The 20,324-nt window shown below is 58.7% G+C and carries 17 protein-coding genes and 2 tRNA genes; 12 read left to right on the top strand and 7 right to left on the bottom strand.

Going from position 1 to position 20,324, the window contains the following annotated elements; genetic code table 11:
- Positions 1 to 10: 10 nt before the first annotated feature.
- Positions 11 to 1,063, bottom strand: coding sequence for a phosphotransferase family protein (locus CLV88_RS04070; protein WP_106607119.1), 1,053 nt, complete (start codon positions 1,061 to 1,063; stop codon positions 11 to 13).
- A gap of 199 nt (positions 1,064 to 1,262) precedes the next feature.
- Between CLV88_RS04070 and CLV88_RS04075 the strand changes: the two genes are divergently transcribed.
- From CLV88_RS04075 to CLV88_RS04090, 4 genes are read left to right on the top strand one after another with little or no spacing between them, the layout of a single operon-like run.
- Positions 1,263 to 2,519 carry an imelysin family protein gene (locus CLV88_RS04075; RefSeq protein ID WP_106607120.1) on the top strand — a complete coding sequence of 419 codons (1,257 nt, stop codon included), beginning with the start codon at positions 1,263 to 1,265 and terminating at the stop codon, positions 2,517 to 2,519.
- A 7-nt stretch (positions 2,520 to 2,526) separates the two neighbouring features.
- Positions 2,527 to 4,074, top strand: a complete 1,548-nt coding sequence (locus CLV88_RS04080) for a di-heme oxidoreductase family protein (RefSeq protein ID WP_423827725.1) — start codon at positions 2,527 to 2,529, stop codon at positions 4,072 to 4,074.
- Between the two features lies 1 nt (position 4,075).
- The gene (locus CLV88_RS04085) at positions 4,076 to 5,089 is read left to right on the top strand and encodes an imelysin family protein (RefSeq protein ID WP_165798799.1); all 1,014 of its coding nucleotides are present in this window, start codon (positions 4,076 to 4,078) and stop codon (positions 5,087 to 5,089) included.
- Position 5,090: 1 nt separating this feature from the next.
- The gene (locus CLV88_RS04090) at positions 5,091 to 6,149 is read left to right on the top strand and encodes a DUF1513 domain-containing protein (RefSeq protein ID WP_106607123.1); all 1,059 of its coding nucleotides are present in this window, start codon (positions 5,091 to 5,093) and stop codon (positions 6,147 to 6,149) included.
- An 18-nt stretch (positions 6,150 to 6,167) separates the two neighbouring features.
- On the opposite strand, the gene CLV88_RS04095 is transcribed toward CLV88_RS04090, so the two are convergent.
- The 3 genes from CLV88_RS04095 to CLV88_RS04105 all read right to left on the bottom strand — a co-directional run bounded on the left by CLV88_RS04095 (position 6,168) and on the right by CLV88_RS04105 (position 9,846).
- Positions 6,168 to 7,310, bottom strand: a complete 1,143-nt coding sequence (locus CLV88_RS04095) for a cytochrome-c peroxidase (RefSeq protein ID WP_106607124.1) — start codon at positions 7,308 to 7,310, stop codon at positions 6,168 to 6,170.
- Between the two features lie 90 nt (positions 7,311 to 7,400).
- Positions 7,401 to 8,144, bottom strand: a complete 744-nt coding sequence (locus CLV88_RS04100; RefSeq protein WP_106607125.1) for a hypothetical protein — start codon at positions 8,142 to 8,144, stop codon at positions 7,401 to 7,403.
- Between the two features lie 70 nt (positions 8,145 to 8,214).
- Entirely contained in the window at positions 8,215 to 9,846 is a 1,632-nt protein-coding gene (locus tag CLV88_RS04105; protein ID WP_106607126.1) for a long-chain fatty acid--CoA ligase, read from the bottom strand.
- Positions 9,847 to 10,039: 193 nt separating this feature from the next.
- Between CLV88_RS04105 and CLV88_RS04110 the strand changes: the two genes are divergently transcribed.
- Positions 10,040 to 10,951, top strand: coding sequence for a pirin family protein (locus tag CLV88_RS04110; protein ID WP_106607127.1), 912 nt, complete (start codon positions 10,040 to 10,042; stop codon positions 10,949 to 10,951).
- Positions 10,952 to 11,113: 162 nt separating this feature from the next.
- Here the strand turns inward: CLV88_RS04110 and CLV88_RS04120 are convergent, their stop codons facing one another.
- On the bottom strand, positions 11,114 to 11,698 hold the full coding sequence (locus tag CLV88_RS04120; protein WP_106607129.1) for a TetR/AcrR family transcriptional regulator: 585 nt from the start codon (positions 11,696 to 11,698) through the stop codon (positions 11,114 to 11,116).
- A gap of 98 nt (positions 11,699 to 11,796) precedes the next feature.
- On the opposite strand from CLV88_RS04120, the gene CLV88_RS04125 reads away from it, so the two are divergent.
- The 7 genes from CLV88_RS04125 (at position 11,797) to CLV88_RS04155 (ending at position 17,363) form a co-directional block, all read left to right on the top strand.
- Positions 11,797 to 12,039, top strand: a complete 243-nt coding sequence (locus tag CLV88_RS04125; RefSeq protein ID WP_133169908.1) for a hypothetical protein — start codon at positions 11,797 to 11,799, stop codon at positions 12,037 to 12,039.
- A 117-nt stretch (positions 12,040 to 12,156) separates the two neighbouring features.
- Complete coding sequence (locus tag CLV88_RS04130) at positions 12,157 to 13,443, top strand: homoserine dehydrogenase (protein WP_106607131.1); 1,287 nt, start codon at positions 12,157 to 12,159, stop codon at positions 13,441 to 13,443.
- 279 nt (positions 13,444 to 13,722) lie between these two features.
- Positions 13,723 to 14,685 (top strand): class II fructose-bisphosphatase, encoded by a 963-nt coding sequence (gene glpX, locus CLV88_RS04135; RefSeq protein WP_106607132.1) that lies wholly within the window; start codon positions 13,723 to 13,725, stop codon positions 14,683 to 14,685.
- Positions 14,686 to 14,691: 6 nt separating this feature from the next.
- Positions 14,692 to 15,252 (top strand): cysteine hydrolase family protein, encoded by a 561-nt coding sequence (locus CLV88_RS04140; RefSeq protein WP_165798800.1) that lies wholly within the window; start codon positions 14,692 to 14,694, stop codon positions 15,250 to 15,252.
- Positions 15,249 to 16,991, top strand: a complete 1,743-nt coding sequence (gene recJ / locus CLV88_RS04145; protein WP_106607134.1) for a single-stranded-DNA-specific exonuclease RecJ — start codon at positions 15,249 to 15,251, stop codon at positions 16,989 to 16,991. The genes CLV88_RS04140 and recJ overlap by 4 nt, the downstream gene beginning before the upstream one ends.
- 169 nt (positions 16,992 to 17,160) lie before the next feature.
- Positions 17,161 to 17,235: transfer RNA gene (locus tag CLV88_RS04150), tRNA-Glu, on the top strand.
- A gap of 53 nt (positions 17,236 to 17,288) precedes the next feature.
- Positions 17,289 to 17,363, top strand: a tRNA-Glu gene (locus CLV88_RS04155).
- A 67-nt stretch (positions 17,364 to 17,430) separates the two neighbouring features.
- On the opposite strand, the gene CLV88_RS04160 is transcribed toward CLV88_RS04155, so the two are convergent.
- Positions 17,431 to 18,729: an NAD(P)/FAD-dependent oxidoreductase gene (locus CLV88_RS04160; RefSeq protein WP_106607135.1), complete on the bottom strand. Its 1,299-nt coding sequence runs from the start codon at positions 18,727 to 18,729 to the stop codon at positions 17,431 to 17,433.
- Positions 18,719 to 20,221: an L-piperidine-6-carboxylate dehydrogenase gene (amaB, locus tag CLV88_RS04165; RefSeq protein ID WP_106607136.1), complete on the bottom strand. Its 1,503-nt coding sequence runs from the start codon at positions 20,219 to 20,221 to the stop codon at positions 18,719 to 18,721. The genes CLV88_RS04160 and amaB overlap by 11 nt, the downstream gene beginning before the upstream one ends.
- Positions 20,222 to 20,324: the final 103 nt, after the last annotated feature.

Raw genomic sequence — 20,324 nt, forward strand, 5'->3', positions numbered from 1 at the left:
CTGAAACCGCTCACACATTGCGCGCGGCCTCCAGCCCGGCTTCTGCAAACTTGGGCACAAAGGCCCCCAGCCGCATGGCCCGTTCAGGCTCCGAGGCATTGCCGTCCAATGCACGTTTCATCACACCCTGTAGGATTGCGCCCATGCGAAAGAAACTAAACGCCAGATAAAACCCAAACCGATCAATCCCAGCCAGCCCCATGCGTGCGCAATAGGCCGCGATAAACGCCTCGTCCGACGGAATACCCAAACTCTTCCGGTCCACCCCGGCCAACCCGCGCCCCTCATGACCAGGCGGCATTTGCCACTGCATGATGACCGAGGCGAGATCTGCAAAGGGGTGGCCAATTGTTGACAATTCCCAATCCAACAACGCCACAATGCGCGGCGCATCAGGGGCAAACAGCATGTTGTCGATGCGAAAATCCCCATGCACCAGCGTGCGCCGCCCATCATCCTGCGGCGCATTGTTTGTCAGCCACGCAATCAGCGCGTCCATCTGCGGCAGCACTTTGGTCTCGGATGCGCGATACTGCTTGGTCCAACGCGCAATCTGTCGCTCGTAATAATTGCCTTCCGGCCCATAATCCGACAACCCAACGGCCTTGATGTCGACCATATGCACAGCGGCCAGAACGCGGTTCATCTCGTCAAAAACCTGCGCCCGTTGCTGTGCATCCAATTCCGACAATCGCGGATCGTCAAAATTGCGCCCCTCAACGTGATCCATCACGTAAAACGCCGACCCGATCACCGCGTCATCCTCGCATAACACATGAACGGGCGCGACCGGCACGTCCGACCCGGCCAAGGCACGCTGCACCCGAAACTCGCGATCAACCGCATGGGCGGATTTGAGCAGCACTCCCGGCGGTTTGCGCCGCAGTACATAACTTCGCCCCGGTGTACGCAACACATAGGTCGGGTTGCTTTGCCCTCCAGCGATCTTTTCCGCCAAAACAGGCCCGCCAAATTCGGCAAGATGTGCACCCAGCCAATGCTCTACCGCTTGTGTATCCAGCGCATGTGTCACATCTGCGTCCTCCGAGGCGGCGGTAATCATAGGGCGTTTGTCTTCACCACCACGGTAGGCGGTTTGCCTTCTAAGGCAAGCGTCACCCACTAAAACATCGCGTCACTTGCGACCGCAATTATCAAACTAAAACAGTCAACATTATAATTGACTCTTTTAGTCGACAAATATACCTGAGTAAAAATATCAAATAACGGCCCGCGCCGAACCCTTAACCCAAGGACCCCAAATGCAATTTTATAAATCCCTCTGCCTGACCGCTTTGTTGGCAACAACCGCCTCTGCCGCCTACGCCGTTGATCGCGACGCTATTCTCGACAATTACGCAAACATCGCGCTGGCCGGATACCAGGACAGCCTGACCCTGGTCCAAAAGCTGAAAACCGCTGTTGAAGCACTGGCAGCAGACCCGTCCGACGCCACACTTCAGGCCGCCAAAGAGGCATGGCTCTCTTCACGCGTCCCATACCAACAAACCGAAGCGTTCCGGTTCGGCAACCCGACTGTCGATGAATGGGAGGGCAAAGTGAACGCTTGGCCACTGGATGAAGGTCTGATCGACTATACTGAAGGCGATACCGGCCTGAATGAAGAAAACCCTTTCTCCACCGCCAATGTGATCGCCAACGCGTCGTTTGACGTCGCAGGCCAGACCGTGGACGCATCCGAAATCACACCGGCCTTGCTGGAAAGCCTGCACGAGCTTGATGGCATCGAAGCCAACGTGGCCACCGGCTATCATGCCATCGAATTTCTGCTCTGGGGTCAGGACCTGAACGGCACCAACCACGGCGCCGGCGAACGCCCTGCCACTGATTTTGACACCGCCAACTGCACAGGTGAAAATTGCGACCGCCGTGTTCAGTACCTGGTCGCCGCGACCGACCTGTTGATCACCGATCTCGAAGACGCCGTGGCCAACTGGTCAGCTGAGGGGCAAGGCCGCGCAGATGTGACCGCTGATACGACACAGGGCCTCGTGATGGCATTCACCGGCATGGGCTCGTTGTCTTATGGCGAACAGGCGGGCGAGCGGATGAAGCTTGGCCTGATGCTGCACGACCCAGAGGAAGAGCATGATTGCTTCTCCGACAACACCCACAATTCGCACTATTACGATGGTCTGGGCGTGCACAATGTCTACACCGGTTCCTATGTGCGCGTTGATGGTTCGGTTGTGTCCGGCCCGTCGCTGCACGATCTGATCACAGATCTGGACCCGTCTGTCGCAAGTGCCCTGATGAACGACCTCAACACTTCAGTCATTGCTCTGGGCAACATCCGCGACGTCGCAGAATCCGGCATGTCCTATGATCAGATGATCGCTGTCGACAACGAAGCCGGGAACGCATTGGTTCAAACCGCAATTGACGGTCTTGTGGCACAAACCCGCAATATCGAACGCGCCGTTGCGCTGGTTGGCCTTGACGGTGTCACCATCGAAGGGTCCGACAGTCTCGACAATCCCAACGCCGTCTTCCAGTGAGGGCTATATGACCCTAGCGAATGTATCAGAGCGTGCCCCCAGCCGCTCTCTTACCATGGTGCTGGCGCTTTGCGCCGGCACTTCTGCTTTTGCGTCCCCCTATGGCGAACCGCATCTTGACGTGATCCCACGGACCGAGATCGAAACGGCCCGCATTCAGGCCGTCACCGCCCCCACAAGTGATTTCACGCAACCCGAAGTTTTTGAAACCCGCCCCGCCGGTGCCGCCACAGCGACGGCACAGCCCAGCGCAAAGGCGTTTCTAAACCCGTCGACCAATATGAACGAAGACGTCGGGCTCGATTTCGTTGTCGGCCAATCCCTGTTCGAAAAACTCTGGGTTCAGGCCCCGACGGCCACGATCTCAAGCGATGGCCTCGGCCCGCTTTATAACGCACGCGCCTGTTCGGTGTGCCACCCGCGCAATGGTCGCGGACGCCCCCCGACGGGCGCACATGACAACACCGGCTCGCTGTTCATGCGCGTCTCTATCCCCAAGGCGATATCCGCGCTCAGCCCTGCGGAACTGGAACGCCTCTCTAACGCGCCTGAACCGCAGTATGGCCTGCAAGTTCAAGATAAATCCATCGCCGCCGTTTCGGCGGAGGGGCGCACCCGCGTATCGTACGAACCGCTCCCCGTCATCTTGGGTGACGGCACTGTGATTGAGCTGCAAAAACCAACCTACACGCTGGAGAATCTCGGCTACGGTCCCTTGCACCCACAGGCGCAGCTGTCGCCACGCGTTGCGCAACAGATGATAGGCCACGGCCTTCTGGAAGCCATCCCCGAGGCGGACATTCTTGCTAATGCCGACCCCGCCGATACGAACGGCGACGGCATTTCAGGCCGCGCCAACCGGGTCTGGTCTGCGCCTTTTGACCAGTGGATGCTGGGCCGATTTGGTCACAAGGCGGGCGCGCCCACCGTGCGCGGCCAGTCCATGGACGCCGCCAATGGCGATATTGGCCTGTCCAGCCCATTGCGCCCCGCTGCCTCTGGCGATTGCACCCCTGCCCAGACCCAGTGTCAGCGGGCGCCTAACGGCAACTCACCGTCACAAGACAATGTCGAGATATCCGAAACCGTCATGGACCTTATGACATTCTATACCCGCAACATTGCCGTTCCGCGCCGCCGTAATGCTGACGACCCAACTGTCCTGCGTGGCAAGGAACTCTTTTATGATGCAAGCTGTACCGCCTGCCACACGCCAAAATTTGTCACTCACCGACTCAAAGATCGCCCCGAGCAGAGCTTTCAGCTGATCTGGCCTCATACCGACCTTTTGCTACATGACATGGGTGATGGGTTGGCGGATCACCGCCCGGAATGGCAGGCGACCGGGCGCGAGTGGCGCACGCCACCGCTTTGGGGTATTGGCCTGACCCAAACCGTCAGCGGCCATTCGCAATTCCTGCATGATGGTCGCGCCCGCACCCTACTCGAGGCGATCCTGTGGCACGGGGGAGAAGCCAAAGCCGCGCGCGATGCGGTGCGCCAGATGCCAAAACCCGACCGCGACGCACTTATCGCCTTTCTGGAGTCCCTCTGACATGATCCGCCCTTTCGCCCTTGTCATCGCTACGCTCACGGCACCGCCCGTACTCGCACAGGAACCCGACCACGCGGCCTTGCGCGAACGCGCGCTCATCGTGTTGGAAACCCAATTCGCTGCCTTTCGTGACACCAGCGCTGATCTCGCAAGCCGAGCCGAACGTCACTGTTCCAAGGGCATCCCCAAAGACGTCTTTGCCGATCAGTTTCGCGCCACATGGCTCGCTTGGGCACCGCTTGATGCCTACCAGTTCGGCCCAATCGAACAATGTGGCGCGGTACTCTCCATCGGCTTTTGGCCTGACAAAAAGGGGTATGTTGGCCGCGGCGTCAAAAACCTGCTGACCCTGCCCGCCGAAACGCTTTCTGATCCGGCCACCATCGCCCAGGCGTCCGCCGCAGCGCAGGGTCTGCCGGCCATCGAATACTTGCTGGATTCAGACCTGCCCGTCTGCCCGGCAGTCATTGGGCTATCAGCCAACCTGCGAGTCATGGGGCAAATGCTCTATGATGACTGGTTTGCACCCGACGGCTGGGCCGACCTCGCCCGTGCAGCTGGTCCTGCCAATCCGATTTACCTGTCTGAGGCCGAATTTACCAAGGCGCTGTTCACAGCGGTGGATTTTGGCCTCACCCGCATGATTGATCTGCGCTTGGGCCGCCCGCTGGGCACATTTGACCGCCCCATGCCACGCCGCGCCGAGGCGCACCGCTCCGGGCTCAGTCTCGACATCTTGGACACCCAACTCGCCGAACTGTCCCGCCTGATCCAAGACGGTTTAGGTGATGCCACCGGACCCAAAGGTCCCGAAATCCTTGCAGAATTTGACGCAGAACGTGCAAAAATCGACCGCTTTGATGCCCCCCTTGATCAGCTTGTAAGCGACCCGATCGGTCGGTTCCGGGTCGAGGGGCTGCTATCGGATATTCAGGTCATACACTCCCGTCTCGCCACTGATCTTGGCCCGGCGTTAGGGGTGAAATCAGGCTTTTCCGCCGCCGACGGCGATTGACATGCGCCGCCGTCACTTCCTGCTTGCCGCCACGGCTACCCTAGCAGCCCAAACCACACCGCTGTGGGCCGATATTGGCGACGCGCTGTTCCTCACGGCGGGCAACACGCCGGACAATGCAACATGGCTCGTCGGGCTCACGGCCTCGGGTGACATTCGTTTCAAACTGCCCCTGCCCGGTCGCGGCCATGCCGCTGCCGCCCATCCCCATGCCGCCGTTGCCGTGGCATTTGCCCGCCGCCCCGGCACGTTTGCGATTGTGTTGAACTGCGCCACAGGCGACACAGTCGCCAAACTCACCACCCCGGCTGGGCATCATTTCTATGGCCACGGCGCGTTCACATCCGATGGCCGCTACCTGCTCACTACAGAAAACGCCTATGACATCCCGGACGGGCGCATCGGCATTTGGGACACCGAACAAGGCTATGCCCGCGTTGGCGATGTCCCCTCGGGCGGTATTGGCCCGCACGAGATCATCCGCCTTGCCTCCGGTGATTTTGCTGTTGCCAATGGCGGCATTCAGACCCACCCGGATTTTGCCCGCTCCAAACTCAATCTGCCCACCATGCGCACCAATCTCGCGCGGCTCAGCGCCACCGGTACGATACTGTCCAAAATCGAACTGTCAGGCGAGATGCGGCAAAACTCGATCCGCCACATTGCCGCCGCTGCCGACAACACCGTCGTCGCGGCGCTGCAATGGCAGGGGCCGCCCACTAAATCCGCTCCGCTGATCGCCCACTTTGCCCCCGGCCGTGAGGCTGCGCTGCTCGATCACCCCGCCACCGCGCGGCTCAACCACTACGCTGGCTCTGTCGCCATCAACGCCTCAGGCACCCAAACCGCTGTCACCGGCCCCAAAGGCGGCCATGTTCTCTTTCTGAATGCATCCGGCGCGCCCAGCGACTCCCCCCTGTCTAGCGCCAGCGGCGTTGCGCGGCATAAGGACGGCTTGTTGATCACCTGCAAAGGCGGCCTGGCACTGTACCATGATGGCGCTCTCATGCGCATCGCCATCCCGGCGCGTGGAGTTGGGATAACCATCTCGTGGCCGTAACCCAGACCTGAACCCGCATCACTCTACCAACAAATGCTCATACCGCGCATCGGTCAGAGTCTTCATGAACGCGACCAGCGCATCGACCCGCTGATCATCCAACGCAGGTCCATGGGTCAGTTCTTCAAACGAAAGCGTCTTGCCGTATTGCGGTACGCGAAACGGCTCTCCTGTTTCTGGATTAATGCGCCGGGCCTCAACGCGGGTGTTGTACTGATTGTAAAACAACACAACCGTGCGCAGGTCTTCGAACACCCCATTGTGCATGTATGGCCCGGTTACAGCTACGTTTCGCAAGGTCGGCGTGCGAAATTTTGCGACCTGCGCCGGATCGCCATCCACAACCGGGTTCGCCGCCAACCCCTCATCCAACGTCCCTAGCGCCACGCCATTCTGCGCGCGCAGCTCCACATTCTCCGGCACACCAATATTGTGATAGCTGTAGTTACTAAACGTTTCGCGCGGGTCAATTGGGCTTGTTCTGAGCTGGTGGCACAAATTGCAATTGGTGAATTGTTCCGAGAAAAACAAAACCCGCCCCAGCTCTTCCAACCCTGAAAGCTCGACCTCGCCGCGCAGGAACCGGTCATATTTTGACTCAAACGGGCTGAACTCGGGCGTCCTCTCAAAGGCTGCGATGGCTTGGGTCATCGCGCTATATGCCGTCTCGGGGTCGTTCAGCACATCCGCGCCAAACATGGCCGGAAACGCCTGCGCATAAATCGGGTCTTCCACTAGTCGCGCCAGAACGCTGGCTTTGTCTGGCATTCCCATCTCTGCCGGGTTTAAGGGTGGCCCACCCGCCTGATCCTCAAGTGCCGACGCGCGCCCATCGTGAAACTGGCCGCCAACCCACGCACCGCTCGCATCTTTGCCAAAGGCAGGCGTGAACGCCGCATAACTGGCTGTGGGCGCGTTGCGGTCGCCAATAGAAACGCCATCATCCCCAATCGACGCCATGCCGCGCGGGTCAGCAAAGGCATATTCCGGATCATGGCACGTCGCACAGGCTTGGGTGCGGTTGGCCGACAGGTTCACGTCAAAGAACAGCCGCTCCCCCAGCTCATCTTTGGTTGTCGGACCGGTATCATCCAATGACACCGCTGCGGCGCCGACACTGCACAGCAATGCCGCCGCCGCGAACAGGTATTTTCGAAACATCCTTGCGCCCCCTAATTACCGACAGATTTAGTCGGCTTTATTGGAGCACGCCTTGATACAAGTCAATCACTGCCCCGCTTGGGGCAATTGTCACGCAGCTTCAACCGCCTTCTCGACCTGACCTGCGCCTGGCGACATCAACACAAAGCCCATCGCCGACACAAATCCAAAAATTGAGAACAACGCAATCCACGCACCGGGGCTGTTTCCGCTCATGTCAACAAAATGCGCGAAACCCATTTGCGAAGAAAAGAAAATCCACCCCGAAACCACCATCGCGATCCCAAATTCAGTCTGGCGCTTGAACAACCGCAGCACAGCCGCCACCGACAGAAACAGGATCGTCGCATTGTGCGCCGCCGTCCCGGTCACTGTGTGTTGATGATGGTTCAAAAACACCATCGCCAGAACGGCAAACGCCACAATCACGTTGATCGCCAAAGACGTGTCTTCGCCAAATTTATGCATCATCACCAGACCGGATATACCGATCACCAAAAACGTTCCCATCAGCGAAACATGCTCTTGTTCCGCATGGCCCGCGCCGTCAAAAACACCAAACGGAGGGTGCATGATGAATGTATCGGCCAAGATATAAATCGTGGCAAAAATGATCATGCCCCATGCTTCACAGCGATTGTAAAATCCGATGTGGCCCGCCGATAAAATGGCCAACCCACCTACAATGACCAGTCCGCCGCCCATCGAAAAATGGCCCCAGAACTGGTCAATAATATTACTTGGCCGATGATCGACCATCCAAAAAAACAAAAGCACAGCAAACGCCGTTTGCACCAACAAATACGAAAAAAACGAAATTAGATTGATCTTCATAAGTATCCCCTAGCCGTACTCCTACTATTGAGCGGCACGTCCTGACAACACATTTTTCTCACCCCGTTTTTCAAGTCTCGCGCATATCAGGCAGCTTATGGTCGGCGTAGATTTTGCGCAGCGTCAGCTTGCTCACCTTGCCTGTCGCCGTCAGCGGCAAGTCCTCAGCAAACACCATATCATCCGGCATCTGCCACTTGGCAAAATGCGGCTCTAACAGTGCGATAATACTGGCCATATCCGGCTTGTCTTCTCCCGCTGGAACCACCACCAACAGCGGGCGCTCGTCCCATTTGGGATGGGCAATCGCGATGACCGCGCAATTGGCAACCTGCGGATGCGCCATAACCGCGTTTTCAATATCCAACGAGCTGATCCACTCACCCCCGGATTTGATGAGATCCTTGGCACGATCCGTCAGACTCAGGAAACCGTCCTGATCAATCGTCGCCACATCACCCGTGCCAAACCATCCCTCGCTGTCAAAAGCGGCAGACGACGCTTCTTCGTTCTGGAAATAGCCTGACGTGATCGCATTTCCCCGCACGAACAGCTCACCTGCGGCGTCACCATCATGGGGCAGTCGCTGACCATCCTCGTCGACGATTTTCATCTCTACACCAAACACGCGCCTGCCCTGCTTGGCTTTGATGGCTACCTTCTCCTTTAACGGCAAAGCGTCCATCGACACGGGTAGATTGCCCTGCGTGCCAATCGGACTCATCTCGGTCATGCCCCACGCGTGGCACACATTCACCCCCGCGCTCTCAAAGGTTTCGACCATGCTCGCCGGTGCCGCTGATCCCCCAACAACCATGTCTCCTAAGCCAACCGGCATACGCCCTTGCTTCTCGACCTCCGACATAAGCCCCAACCACACTGTTGGAACGCCCCACGCGGAATATACGTTTTCCGCGTCCATCAGCCGAAAAAGGCTTACCCCATCCAAAGCGCCTCCCGGAAAAACCAATGACGCACCGGTCAGTGGCGCAGTATAGGGCAGGCCCCACGCATTCACATGAAACAACGGCACCACCGGCAAAATCCGCCTACCCGGTTGCAGCGCGGCAGGCAGCGACAGCGCAACAAACATGGCGTGCAATACTGTTGAGCGGTGTGTGTATAGCGTCCCCTTCGGATTTCCCGTTGTGCCCGAGGTATAACAAAGACCGGCCGCCGTCTCTTCGGGAAACTCAGGCCAATCAATGGTGTCGGGTTGCCCCTCCAGTAACTCTTCGTAACACAGGTAGTCGCCTTCAGGCATATGTGCTCGGTCGGTCATCACCACGACCATTAACCCATCAGGCCACTGCGCTCTTTGCGCCGCGATAAGTGGGACAAAGGTCAGATCAACAAACAGGATTTTATCCTGCGCGTGGTTGACGATATAGGTCATCTGCTCGGTCGAAAGGCGTGGATTGATGGTGTGGCAAACCGCGCCTATTCCCGAAATCCCGTAATACAGCTCAAAATGGCGATACCCGTTCCACGCCAGCGTGGCGACCCGGTCGCCCAAAACAACACCATGCGCGCGCAACCCGTTGGCCAATTGGGCCACCCGCCTCGCGGTGTCGGCATAGGTTTGGCGATGAACATCCCCCTCTGTGCGTACCGAAACCACCTCTCCAGCCGGGTGAATTTCAGCCGCATACGTCAAAATGTCCGCCACTTTCAGTGGACGCATCATCATTGATCCAAGCATATCTGGCTCTCCCCTGCCGTTTGATTGGTTTTTCGAATACGTTAGGCCCAGTGTTGAAGATTGCAATTCCTTACTGCGCACCCTTGTGTTGCAAATGCACATTTCGCGCACAGGTCTCGTTCATTCGCGCACGTTGCCAGTCGTTGTTGCCGGGTCGACGCGGCCCTAAATTGGAAGTGAAAGGAGACACACCATGTCCATCCGTCCCGTACTGGAAACCCGCGCGGCCCAACCCACAATGGAGGGCGCCGGCGTACACCTGCACCGCGTGTTCGGGTTTCGCGACCCCGAAGAGCTTGATCCGTTCCTGATGATGGATCACTTTCGCAACGATGATCCAAGGCTCTATCAAAAGGGGTTCCCCTGGCACCCGCACCGTGGCATCGAAACCATCACCTACATTATCTCAGGCGCGGTCGAGCATCAGGATTCACTTGGTAATACCGGCAATCTTGGCGCCGGTGACGTGCAATGGATGACTGCAGGCTCGGGCATTTTGCATCAGGAAATGCCAACACCTGATCCGCAAGGTGTGAACCATGGATTTCAGCTATGGGCCAACTTGCCCGGCGCTCTCAAGATGACCGATCCACGGTATCAGGATGTCGAGGCCCGTGAAATTCCCGAGATTACAGATGATGACGGCACGCATGTGCGTGTGATCACGGGAAAGTTCTGGGGCCGCTCCGGCCCGGTCGACGGAATCGCGGCTGATCCGGTGTTTCTCGATGTCACTGTACCGCCGGGCGTTAGGAAAACACTGCCCATTGACACGTACCGTCGCGCATTTGCCTATGTATTCGAAGGTGACGCTGCTTTTGCAGATGCTTCCGCCCCGACAGGTGTGCTGTTGGAAAAGGAAGTGGCGGGCGAAGAGGTCAACATTCGCGACATGTCCGGTGATCGAACATTGATCCGCTTCGGCACCGGTGACGAAGTCACGGTTCAGGCTGGTGAGCGTGGGGTGCGATTTCTTTTGATATCAGGCACCCCCATTCAGGAACCAGTTGCATGGCATGGCCCCATAGTGATGAACACACGGGCAGAATTGGAAAAGGCATTCAGCGATTTGCGCAACGGAACATTCATCAAACCGGCGCATTAAGCGAAAAGGCGGATTGGGGGCGCTGCCCCCGCCGCCGTAAACGGCGCCTCCCCCGGGATATTTAGGGCGAAAGGAATGGGCGAAAACGCAAAACCATCAGCGCGCGCCAATCCCGAGGCCGTCAGGCCGAGACATCCTGTGCGCCAAAGGCGCGCCTTTGGATCAGGCGCCCACCGCATTTCGCACCATATCAGTATAGATCTTGCCGACCTCTTCCAGAGACAGCCGCCCACCCTCACGAAACCAGGTATTCACGCCAGTCAGCATAGCGATCACCGCCATAGTAGCCACTTTGGTGTCTGCAACCTGAAACACTTTTCCCTCAACACCTGCACGCAGAATCGCTTCCAGCTGATCTTCATATCGGCGCCGCATTCGCTCGATAATCGCAAAGTTATCCGGGCCAAGGTTGCGCAATTCCATATAAGCAATAAACACCTCGTCCGGGCGCTCAGCATGAAAATTCAAGTGAAGCTGCGTAAACTCATCCAAAGCTTCCAGCGGCTCTATCGATTTGCGCACAGAGCTTGCTTCCAGCAACTCTTCCATGTGCGTCTTCATCAACTCAAACAACAGCGTCTGTTTGTCGGGGGTGTAGTTATACAGCGCCCCCGCCTGCACCCCGACCTCTCTTGCAATCTGGCGCATGGAAACAGCCGCATACCCGTGGCGCGCGAATAGTTGCAAAGCCGCCGCGCGCACGCGCGGGCCGGTGATGTCAGAATGTGATCCAGTGGTCCGAGCCATATTTAGAAAGTTAACTGAACGCTTGTTCCTTTAAAACCCCTGCTTGCCCTGTTCCCAACTGTAATGCACAACAGGTTCAGATCTTTCGGAATCCGCTCATGAAACGTATGCTCGCCTCAATTACTATTATTCTCATCGCCGGGTGCAGCCCTCAGGCCCCGGACCAACAGATCGACGATGGTGTCGCGGGTGCAGAGCCTTATCCGGACTTGATTCCCCTTGAACAAGTCCTCGTTGTCGACACCCCCCGCCTAAGCGAAAACAGTGAGGATGACTTGGAAGCGCGCGCGAACCGTCTGCGTCGCCGCAGTCAGGAGCTGCGCAACACGCCTGTTCAATAGTCAACTTTCAAAAGCATGCACAATTGACCACTTCCGATGCCCAGGTGCCGTTGCACAGCACATCGGAACCAGCTAAAGGCCACTCAATCACTTGTATCCATCTAAGGAGAGCGCCAGATGACCACCCCCCTGCGTCTCGGGATTGCCGGGCTTGGCACCGTCGGTGTCGGCGTCGTCAAGATCGTCCGCCAGAAAGCCGACCTTCTGGCCGCGCGCACCGGGCGCCCTGTGGAAATCACCGCCGTCTCAGCCCGATCCCGTAACAAAGATCGTGGTGTGAACCTATCAACCTATGCATGGGAAGATGATCCTGTCGCATTGGCCAAGCGCGACGATGTCGATGTCTATGTCGAGCTCATGGGCGGCGAAAACGGCCCTGCCAAAGCGTCTATCGAGGCCGCGCTCGCCACCGGCAAACATGTCGTCACCGCGAACAAAGCTCTGTTAGCGCATCATGGTCAGGCACTGGCTCAAACCGCCGAAGCTGCCGGTCGTGTCATCCGTTTCGAGGCCGCCGTAGCCGGTGGCATCCCGGTGATCAAGGCCCTGAGCGAAGGATTGGCAGGCAACGAAATCACCCGCGTCATGGGCGTGATGAATGGCACGTGCAACTATATCCTCACCCGGATGCAGGACGCAGGCCTTCCTTACGAAGAGGTCTTTGAAGAAGCCAACAAGCTTGGATACCTCGAAGCGGATCCAAACCTTGATGTTGGTGGTATTGATGCCGGCCATAAGCTCTCGCTGCTCTCTTCGATTGCGTTTGGTACACAGGTTAATTTCGCCGGTGTCGAACTAGAAGGCATTCAGCGCATTTCAACCGAAGACATCCGTCAAGCCGAAGATCTTGGCTACAAGATCAAACTGCTTGGCGTGGCGCAATTGACCGGTCGCGGTCTGGAGCAGCGCATGTCACCATGCCTTGTGCCCGCTGACAGCCCGCTGGGCCAGCTCAAGGGCGGCACCAACATGGTCGTAATCGAAGGCGACGCCGTGGAACAGATTGTTCTGCGCGGCCCCGGCGCGGGCGAAGGCCCTACGGCCAGCGCCGTGATAGGCGATGTATGTGACATTGCGCGCGGCTTCCGCTTGCCGACGTTTGGCATTCCCGCCTCAGACCTTGTTGAGGCCAAGACCGCACAATCCAATTCCCCGGCCCCATTCTATTTGCACCTCACGCTGGTGGATCGCCCTGGCGCACTGGCCAAGATTGCAGCGGCACTTGGTGAACACGGGATCAGCATCGACCGGATGCGGCAAACCCGCCACGACGACACCGCAGCGCCCGTTCTGATCGTTACACACAAAACGCAGCGCTCTGATCTGGATGCGGCTATCAATGCCATGCAGGCATCCGGTGTGATGGCGGCGGATCCGGTTGCATTGCGTATCGAGACGGTCTGACCAAACGCTTTCAAATGGGCGCTCTGGTTTTGCCGAAGTGAACGTCCTTGCCACCATCATAGGATGTAACGGATACGCCGCGCGCCTATATTCGTCCTTTGTTTGTGCTATCGTTTGATGCATCGCACCAAAAATTGACGGTACACCACCGACAATTCACACCATTTCGCGGTATTCAACGTCACATCGTCCTTTTTGGACGTTCCCAACGGGCATGGGCTTGTGACGTCGCTTTGCCTGCGCTATTCGGTCCTCAGATCTCAAAGCAAGGACTTTTCCATGACGCAGGAAGTTGAATTTCGCGACCGTATGCTCTCTCTCGGTCTGGCCCGTGTGGCTGAACAGGCCGCCATCGCATCGGCCACGTTGATCGGCAACGGCGACGAAAAAGCGGCCGACCAAGCCGCCGTCAACGCCATGCGCGAACAGCTCAACCTGCTCGACATCAAAGGTGTCGTCGTGATTGGCGAAGGCGAACGCGACGAAGCGCCGATGCTTTTCATCGGTGAAGAAGTCGGCAACGGCAACGGCCCTGGCGTGGATATCGCCCTTGACCCGCTCGAAGGCACCACCTTGACCGCCAAGGATATGCCAAACGCCCTGACCGTGATCGCAATGGGACCTCGCGGCTCCATGTTGCATGCGCCTGACGTCTACATGGACAAACTCGCCATTGGCCCAGGCTTCCCCACTGATGTCGTCTCGCTCGACATGTCGCCTAAGGAACGTGTCGAGGCGCTGGCCGCGGCCAAAAATTGCAAAGCTTCCGACATCACGGTCTGCATTCTCGAACGCCCCCGCCACGAAGAAATGATCGCCGAAGTCCGCGCCACTGGCGCGTCGATCCGCCTGATCACCGATGGTGATGTTGCTGGCGTCATGCATTGCGCCGAAGCCGAAGAAACCGGCATCGACATGTATATGGGTCGCGGCGGCGCCCCCGAAGGTGTGCTCGCAGCAGCAGCCCTGAAATGCATGGGTGGCCAGATGTGGGGTCGATTGACCTTCCGCAATGACGACGAACGCGGACGTGCGGCCAAAGCTGGCATCACCGATCTCGACCGTATCTATGCACGCGACGAAATGGTCACGTCCGACGTGATCTTTGCGGCAACCGGCGTCACTGGCGGTTCGCTCTTGCCACGCATCAAACGCACACCGGAATGGGTTGAAACCACAACCTTGCTGATGCGTTCCAAGTCAGGTTCCGTGCGTCGCATGACCTATCGCAACCCGGTCTAAGGGCTGATGCGCGCGCTTGTCTTAATCGACATTCAGGAAGGGATGGACAGCCCTCTCTGGGGCGCGCGTAACAATCCCGACGCCGAAACCAATGCGGCGCGCCTTTTGGCGCGTTTTCGCGAAACCGGCGCGCCCATCGCGCATGTTCACCACGTCTCAAAACGCCCTGCCAGCCCGCTGCACCCGGACAATGGCGGCACTGCGATCAAAGCCATAGTGACCCCACGTGGCGATGAACCGGTCTTTTCCAAATCCACCAACTCTGCCTTCATTGGCACCGATCTGGAACGGCATTTGCGCGACAGCGGTGTCACCGGCCTCGTAATCGCGGGTCTGTCGACCCCACAATGCATCTCTACATCCATGCGCATGGGGGCCAATCTCGGCTTTGACGTGTGGCTCGCCCATGATGCCTGTGCCGCCTTTGAAACTCATGCGATCACGACGTGGCGCGACGGGCTACCACCGCTGTCTGCGCAGCAGATTCATGATACCGAGGTGTCCATGCTACATGGCGAATTTGGACAGGCCCTCAGCACAGACGCCATTCTCAAGGCCTACCCATGACCGATTTCCTCGACGTCTCCGCCTCTCTCACCGGACGCCGCTGGATCGGCCCCGCCGCAGAAAACCATCGCGCCGCCGAAGCGCTTCAGCAGGACACAAACCTGCCCCCCGCCCTCTGCGCCATCCTCGCGCGGCGTGGTGTCAGCGCCCAGGACGCCGCCAGCTTTCTCGACCCCAAGCTGGCCGACCTGCTGCCAGACCCGCGCAGCATCAAAGACATGCAAAAAGCCGCCAGCCGCTTTCTGGCGTCCGTCTCGGCACGCCAACGCATCGCGGTCTTTGCCGATTATGATGTCGATGGCGGCACGTCCGCCGCGCTCCTGATCACATGGTTGCGTGCCATGGGCCAACAGGCCACGCTCTACGTGCCCGACCGCATAGACGAAGGATATGGCCCCAATGAGGCGGCAATGGCCGCCCTCGCCGACAAACACGACCTGATCATCTGCGTCGACTGTGGCACCCTTTCTCACGCACCCATCGCTGCCGCCAAAGGCGCGGACGTGATCGTGCTCGACCACCACCTGGGCGGCGAAACCCTGCCTGACTGCCACGCTGTGGTGAACCCGAATCGTCAGGACGAATCCGGTGATCTGGCCCATCTCTGCGCCGCTTCTGTGGTGTTTCTGATGCTGGTAGAAGCAAACCGACAAATGCGCGACCAGAACACGCGCGGCCCTGACCTGATGTCGCTGCTCGACCTCGTCGCACTTGCCACCGTTGCCGATGTCGCCCCGCTTACGGGCGTCAACCGCGCGCTGGTCCGCCAGGGTCTCAAGGTTATGGCACGCCGCGACCGCCCCGGCATTGTCGCCTTGTCAGATGTCTCGCGTATGGACGCAGCCCCCAACACCTACCACCTCGGCTTTCTGCTTGGCCCCCGTGTCAACGCAGGCGGCCGCATCGGTCAGGCAGATCTTGGCGCGCGCCTGCTCTCCACTGATAACCCGTCCGAGGCCAGCGCCATGGCTGAACGCCTCGACCAGCTCAACACCGAACGCCGCGATATCGAGGCAGCCGTGCGCGCCGCTGCTCAGGAACAGGCCGAAGAACGCGGGTTTGACGCCCCTCTGGTCTGGGCCGCTGGCGAAGGCTGGCACCCCGGCGTAGTCGGCATCGTTGCCTCCCGCCTCAAGGAAAGCACCAATCGCCCCGCCATTGTCATCGGCCTTGACGGCGACGAAGGCAAAGGCTCGGGCCGTTCCATCTCTGGTGTCGATCTTGGTGCCTCAATCCAAAGGCTCGCCGCCGAAGGGCTGCTGATCAAAGGTGGCGGTCACAAAATGGCCGCTGGCCTCACCGTTGCCCGCGACAAACTGGAACCCGCCATGGAACGGCTGTCCGAACTGCTCGCAAAACAGGGCGCGGGCACTGCTGGCCCGGCTGACCTCAAACTCGATGGGCTGCTTATGCCCGGCGCTGCAACGGTCGAGCTGGTGCAAGATATCGAAAAGGCGGGCCCCTATGGTGCGGGCGCCCCCACTCCACGCTTTGCTTTCCCAGAGGTCGAGATCAGGTTTGCCAAACGCGTGGGCGACAGCCATCTGAAAATCTCCTTTGGCGACGGTGGAGGCGCGCGCATTGACGCCATCGCCTTTGGCGCGTTCGATACCGCCCTTGGCCCAGCTCTCGAATCGCATAACGGTGCTCGCTTCCATCTCGCGGGGCGACTGGAAATCAACACATGGGGTGGGCGCCAATCCGTGCAACTACGCCTCGAAGACGCCGCGCCAGCCTAACCAAACCGTCCCAACCCCTTCATTTCGCCAATAATACTTCGGGGGAATCGCTGCTCAGCAGCGATGGGGGCAGCGCCCCCAACCCCACCTTCGAAAAACCTCTGCCGCACGCAAATTTCCACTTGCGCATAACATCTGCTTTCACTAATTACGCCTCACGCTTCGGCACGGCCCGTTCGTCTATCGGTTAGGACGCCAGGTTTTCAACCTGGAAAGAGGGGTTCGATTCCCCTACGGGCTGCCAGTCGAAGCAGGTTCACAGAGCCACGGCTCTGACCTAGAACCAAATGCCAGTGTGGCCCGTTCGTCTATCGGTTAGGACGCCAGGTTTTCAACCTGGAAAGAGGGGTTCGATTCCCCTACGGGCTGCCACGCACATCCTTGAAACTCCTCCGAAATCTGAAAACACCGCATATTTTTGCCGCCACAAAGCGGCTGCTCAAACACGCCTAGGGCGCCCGCCCCGGAAGCGGTTCAGCGCATGTGCAACCCCCGCCCCAAGCTCGAAATAAGCCGTCCTTGCCACCTTGAAACCTTCGCGATACGTGTCCGTGATCGGCACCGGCACGCGCGTCATATCTCCCGACAACATCGCCTGAACTGCGCATTTTCCGAAAACGGTCCCCGGCCCGATTCCCCGGCCCGAAAACCCAAAAACTGACAACCCATCCGGGCCAATGCTCTGCACTTTGGGCAGATGGTTCGCCGTCATGGCAATAGCCCCTGACCAACTGTGCTCAAACGCGGCTCCGGACAGCTCCGGATAAATCTGCGCAAGCTTACGCGCTGCCCAGGTCCTGTGCACCGCACCCAAACCACCTGTCACATTGCCAACCCCGCCAACAATCACACGCCCCTCGGTGTCAACGCGCACCGAACTCATGACCATGTCCGTGTCCCAACATCCTTCGCCTCCAGGCAGGATGGTTTCACGCTGGGCCTCCGACAAAGGGGCTGTCGCGAACTGACTGTAATAAACAGGTACAAATTCCGGTTTTGAATACGGCCCCAGACGGCTTGCATAGGCGTTTGTCGCCACCAAAAGATACCGTGCCCGCACCTGATGCCCGTTGACATCTGCAACCCAAATGTCGTCGACACGCCGGATCTTCTGGACCGCCGAATGCTCAAATATCTGTGCGCCAGCGCTCTGCGCCGCCCTGGCCAAACCGCGCACATAGGCCAGCGGCTGGATTGTCCCGGCCCTTGGGTCGAACAGACTGCCGAAAAATGCAGTGGAACCTGTCCGGCGCTCCGTCTCCTCTGCATCCAACAACACAACCGGGGCACCCGATCGGTTACCCTGCTGAAACCGTCGTTTCAACTCGTCCAAACCGGATGGCGCATGCGCCAGATGCAATGTGCCGTTGCGCGTCGCCTCGCAATCGATCGCATGGTCCTTGATCAGCTGAAACACAGCGTCTGGCGCACGGCTCAGCACATTGACCAGATGCGCCCCGACAGTTTCCCCAAGGTGTTTGACAATATCGTCAGGCGGCAGCCAAAGCCCCGCGTTGACCAGCCCGACATTACGCCCCGATCCTCCGTGGCCAATGGTATTGGCCTCCAGAACCGCAACGGAAGCGCCTAGTTGTGCGCCCTCCAATGCGGCCGAGCAGCCGGTGAACCCCGCGCCAACAACCAAAAGGTCAACCCGAAGCGATTGATCAACTGCGCGCGCTTCCGGTCCCGCCTGATGGCTCTCCCGCCAGAGGATGTCTTCTCTTTCAGATGTCAAACCTGATTCCTTGCGCCAACGGCAGCTCGCGGGAATAATTCACCGTGTTGGCTTGGCGCCGCATATAGGCTTTCCACGCATCCGAACCGCTTTCACGCCCACCCCCGGTGTCCTTTTCGCCGCCAAACGCGCCACCGATCTCAGCACCAGACGGCCCGATATTCACATTTGCTATGCCGCAATCCGAACCAGCGGCGGACAGGAAATATTCCGTCTCACGGATATCGGTCGAAAATATGCAAGATGACAGCCCTTGCGGCACGGCATTCTGTAGCGCTATCGCCTCATCCAACTCCCGGTATCTGACCACATACAGAATGGGGGCAAATGTCTCATGATGCATAATCTCTGACTGTTCGGGCATTTCGACAATGGCCGGATGCGCATAAGCCGCGTTGGCATGCGTCGCACGCAGCGCCTGACCGCCGCCATGCACCGTGCCACCCTCGCCACGCGCTGTCTCAAGCGCTGCATCCATCGCCGCCAATGCCTGCGCATCAATCAACGGACCAACAAGCGTACCATCCTCCAGCGGATCGCCGATAGGCAATCCCCGATAGGCTGTGACAAGCCGCGGCACCAGCGCGTCATAGACATCTTCATGCACAATCAACCGTCGCAGCGTCGTGCATCGCTGTCCAGCGGTCCCCACGGCCGAAAACACAATCGCGCGCAGTGCCATTTCCAAATCTGCTGACGGAGCAACAATCATCGCATTGTTGCCGCCCAACTCCAGAATGGTGCGCCCCAGACGTTTGGACATGTCAGCAGCCACTGCACGCCCCATCGGCACCGATCCGGTTGCCGAAATCAGTGCAACATTCTTGTGCGCCGTCAGCGCCTCGCCCAAATCACGCTCGCCAATCAACACCTGCGTCAGCCCCTCAGGCGCGTCTTCGCCAAACTCCGCACGCACACTTTCGCAAATCTTCTGAACCGCCAGCGCGGTCAGCGGTGTTTTCTCCGATGGCTTCCATATCACCGGGTCACCACACACCAGCGCCAATGCCGCGTTCCAGCACCACGGTGCGACCGGAAAGTTGAACGCGGTGATCACACCGCACACCCCCATCGGATGCCAGGTCTCGCGCATCGAATGACCGGGCCGCTCAGATGCAATTGTAAGACCATATAGCTGGCGCGACAGTCCAACCGCAAAGTCGCAGATATCGATCATTTCCTGAACTTCACCAAGCCCCTCTTGCAGGATCTTGCCGCATTCCAGCGTCACCAACGCCCCCAATGCCTGCTTCTGTCGGCGCAATTCTTCACCCAATAGCCGCACAAATTCGCCCCGGCGCGGTGCCGGAACGCTGCGCCAGACCAGAAAGGCTGCGTGGGACTTTTCGATCATGGCATTCGCTGTCGAAACGTCGTGCACAGCCAGCTGTGCAATCTCGGACCCGTCTACAGGTGTCTGAACAGTCAGTGTGCCACCGCTCAGGTCAGATGCGGACAATCCCGCCGCGCTGAGAATGTCTTTGTATGACATGTGATTATTCCTTACTCATTTCGGGCAGGTGCGCAACCTTGCCGCCGCTCTGTTCACTTAACTGAACACTCTCTGCAATCTCCAACACAGCAACACGGACCGG

Origin of the sequence: Shimia abyssi, assembly GCF_003014475.1 — a bacterium.
Lineage (GTDB): Bacteria > Pseudomonadota > Alphaproteobacteria > Rhodobacterales > Rhodobacteraceae > Shimia > Shimia abyssi.